The organism is Acaryochloris sp. IP29b_bin.137 (assembly GCF_028285745.1).
Taxonomy (GTDB): domain Bacteria; phylum Cyanobacteriota; class Cyanobacteriia; order Thermosynechococcales; family Thermosynechococcaceae; genus Acaryochloris.
Window position 1 is genome coordinate 1 of record NZ_JANQOP010000358.1, and the last position, 3630, is coordinate 3630.

A 3630-nucleotide genomic window follows, 5' to 3' on the forward strand; every position below is an offset into this window, starting at 1 on the left:
AAAAAACCCTCGGATGCGATGCATTCACTCATCCAGAGGGTTCCAATACCTCCCATATCGACCCAGTACCCCCCGTACTGGGTTTTTATTTGGAGACTAGTTGCTTCCATCATGCCCTATTTACTACAGAAATAGACATCTCTCTGTTGCAAATATTAAAAAAATGCTGTTATAAATCTTGAGCTTTTTGATTGAAATGTTTTCTGGAGTAATTTCTATCAGTTTGTTGAGCCTAAGATAGAAACCGTTTCGGAAGAATATTGTTGATTCTGGATGTTGTTTCTGTGTTGCTTCAATCCAGAATAGTTACAATATTTTAAGTTCAAAAAAGAATAAAAGCTTATTTTGAGTTTTGGTAGAGTACGGCCAAAAAAAGGGGCTTGCGCCCCCCGTCGAACTTCCATGACAATAGCTACCCCTATTGTGCCCACGTCATTTTCAATTTGGTTGTGGTTTGACCTAAATAAAATCTAAATATTCGGGTTGAGCAGGCTGGTTAATATATGGTCTTCCCAGATGCCGTTAATGCAAAGATATCTTGGGGCATAGCCTTCAACCTGAAAACCTAAGCGTCGGATGAGTCTGCCGCTGCGCTGGTTATGGGGCATATAGGCTGCCATAACCCGATGGAAGTTGAGGTGAGAGAAGAGGTATGCAATGGCAACGGGTATCGACTCAGTCATATAACCTTGCCCTTGATATTGGGCAGAAATACTAAAGCCTAAGGTGCAGGACTGAAAAGCACCTCGAACGACATTTGAGAAGTTGATCGCTGCAATAATCTGTTGCGAATTGTCCTGATCAAAGAGAAAAAACTTAAGACCTTGGTCGTTGAGGAATGCCTGGTTGCGATCGCAAATCAATACCCGCCAAAACTCCGGTGTATAAAACTCCACGGGCTTGATCGGCTCAAAGGGTTCTAAATGATCACGATTAACGATGAAATACCTGAGAATGGCATCAATATCGTCTTCGGTCGCCATTCTCAGAATGCCACGCTTACACTGCAATTTAGGAAACGTTGGCATAGGTGAATTCCGCATGGACGGCACAACTTGAAGTCTAGCTCAGGCGCTCAGTTGATCTAGGGCCGCATCCAAAATGCTTTGGTCCTCAGAGCTGCTAGAACTGCCCATTTCAACGGCTAGAGAGAGTCCCAATAGCGTAATTTCAGGAGGAAAGCGCTGGGTATCGCAGAGGTTCATGGTTAAAAAGGGACAGCAAAAAAGCGCTAGCTTGAGTTCTTGTCGCCAGGTATCCGGGAGTTGTCCTGCAGCTTTGAGATGGTCAAGTAAAGGTTGAAGGACATGCTTAATTTTGGATTGCAGGAATCCCAGTCGTATGGCTGACGGTTGGAAATCATGATTCACTTGGATGCGATCTGCTGAAATCTCCACGTTAATAGACAGGTCTTTGGCTATCTCTTGGGGAAAATAGAGCCAAATTGCAAATACATTATGGAAGATTGGCTTCGTGAGATCTAGAAAGGGTGAATGTCGCCCCGCAAAGGCAGGATCAAAATAGATCAACATTTCTGTGCCTTCATCCACAAACACATTGCCATTATGGGCATCCCCATGACCGACGACAGAGGGAGTAGCGGCTGGATTAAGTTTTTGACTGGCCGTTTGAATAATGTCGGCTAGGGTGTCTTGGTAAGGTATGCCATTAATCTGCCAAGTGAGTTGAGCAAGCTGATCAAAACTGAGGGTTTGCCCCGGTAACTTGACTTCTTTGCCTGCATAAAACTCGTGATAGCGTCCCCCGACGAGACGATGGATAAAGAGTTGATGAATGGGCACGTCAGCATGGTCTTCAGCAGATAAAGGCTGTAGGGTTTGCTGATAGATATCCCATAGGGCTTGGTCGGCTTTTTCCTGCAGGGCCACAATCTGGTCAGCTCCGCCTCGCTGTCCCGTTTCAATCTGACGGGTCACGTCAAATAGAGAGGGGAACTCGAAAAACTCATAGACCAGCAGTTGCTTACCCCATTCCGTCGAGCTAAAAATCGGCTGAATAATCGGGTAACCCGCCTCCGCCATAATCGTAGAGTTGTAATACTCATGAATCAGGCTTTGAGGCTCCACATGGGTTTTAAAGAACAGCTTGTCCCCTTCTGCGGTGTGCAGAAACCCATTAATGGAGTTGAGGGAGACCGCCGAGGGCCGCACCTGCACCTGCTCCACATTGAAGGGGAAATTGTCGTTAACGAAGTCCTTGAGCAGGGCATTTGCCGCTGCCTGATCAGAAAACTGTAAGGTCTGAATCTGATACAGGAGTTGATCGGACACGGTAACCCTCAATAATGCCGCTTCTTAAGGAAGCAGATTCTTACGCTCACGAATGGCCATGGCATGGGCTGGAAAGTCTTCATGCTCGGCCAAGGTTTGAGCCGTATGGCCCAAGCGAGCAAAGCCTTCCTGGGTGAGATAGCCAATCCCGGTGCGCTTGAGGAAGTCGTATACCGATACCGCCGAGTAGGAACGAGCAAAGCCGCCCGTCGGCAGAATGGCGTTAACTCCGATACAGTAGTTGGCCGTTGGAATCGGCGTATACGGGCCAAGCAGAATTTCACCCGCATTCTTGATTTTTCCGAGAACGCTGAGAGGGTCTTGGACGAGGACTTCCAAATGCTCAGGAGCATATTCATTGAGAAAGTCGATGGATTCTTCCAGGCTGGAGGTCAGAATAATACCACCATAGGAAGACAGCCCGGTTTGGCAGAAGCTTTTGCGCCAGTCCGGTAGCTTCTCCATATAGTCATCGGCATGTTTGGAGGCCGCTTTGGCGAGGTCTTCGCTGTGGGTGACCAGTAAGCCTGCCGAGTCAGGACCATGTTCTGCTTCTACTAGAAGATCTAAGGCCGCGATCCGGGGGTCAGTGGTTTCATCCGTGAGAATAATCGACTCACTTGGACCAGCGGGTAAGCCCACATCAACGGTGCCGTAAAGTAACCGCTTAGCAGCGGAGCCATAGACGTTGCAAGGTCCAGTAATTTTATCGACTTTAGGAACGGTCTCCGTGCCAATCGCCATCCCTGCGATCGCTTGGATGCCACCGAGTTTATAAATATCTTTGACCCCTGCGAGTTCAGCAGCGACCAGAGAGGCAGGTTCTACGGTGCCATTCTTGTCGGGTGGGGTGCAGACCACCACTTTCTCAACTCCAGCCACAACTGCAGGTACGCTGAGCATCAGCATTACAGAAGGGAAGGAGCCTTTACCCCGAGGCACATATAGTCCAGCACTGGCAATGGGGGTGACTTTCTCTCCAGCAAAGACGCCACCATCAATTTCGGCAAGCTGTACTTCTTCTGGCATTTGCCGCTCGTGCACTTCTTTAATGTTGCGATAGGCTTGCTCAATCGCGGCTTTGATTTCGGGATCGACTTGCTCGCGGGCAGCGGCAAATTCGGCTTCAGTCACTTTAAGATTTTCGGCAGTGGCACCGGGAAAATCAAATTTGCGCACGTATTTGATCACACCCTGATCACCGTCAGCGCGAATCTCGTCAATCACTTCTTTGGCGACCGCTAGCGCCTGTTCAATATCTAACTCGGCCCGTCGTTTGATGGAAGCGAGTTCTTCAGATGTCATCTCTGACAACCGGAGAATCCTGACCACGTGCTGT

Annotated in this window: 3 protein-coding genes; all 3 read right to left on the bottom strand. The window is 48.4% G+C overall.

Annotation, left to right across the window (positions count from 1 at the left end; genetic code table 11):
* Positions 1 to 470: 470 nt before the first annotated feature.
* The 3 genes from Q0991_RS24025 to hisD are packed head-to-tail and all read right to left on the bottom strand — an operon-like array spanning position 471 to position 3623.
* Positions 471 to 1028, bottom strand: a complete 558-nt coding sequence (locus Q0991_RS24025; protein WP_299493445.1) for a GNAT family N-acetyltransferase — start codon at positions 1026 to 1028, stop codon at positions 471 to 473.
* A 39-nt stretch (positions 1029 to 1067) separates the two neighbouring features.
* The gene (locus tag Q0991_RS24030) at positions 1068 to 2291 is read right to left on the bottom strand and encodes a phosphotransferase (protein WP_299493446.1); all 1224 of its coding nucleotides are present in this window, start codon (positions 2289 to 2291) and stop codon (positions 1068 to 1070) included.
* Positions 2292 to 2315: 24 nt separating this feature from the next.
* On the bottom strand, positions 2316 to 3623 hold the full coding sequence (hisD, locus tag Q0991_RS24035; RefSeq protein WP_299493447.1) for a histidinol dehydrogenase: 1308 nt from the start codon (positions 3621 to 3623) through the stop codon (positions 2316 to 2318).
* Positions 3624 to 3630 lie beyond the last annotated feature (7 nt).

What these genes read in the sequence shown, in the direction of transcription:
- Q0991_RS24025 (WP_299493445.1), bottom strand. Translation starts at nt 1,028, where the DNA reads ATGCCAACGTTTCCTAAATTGCAGTGTAAGCGTGGCATTCTGAGAATG.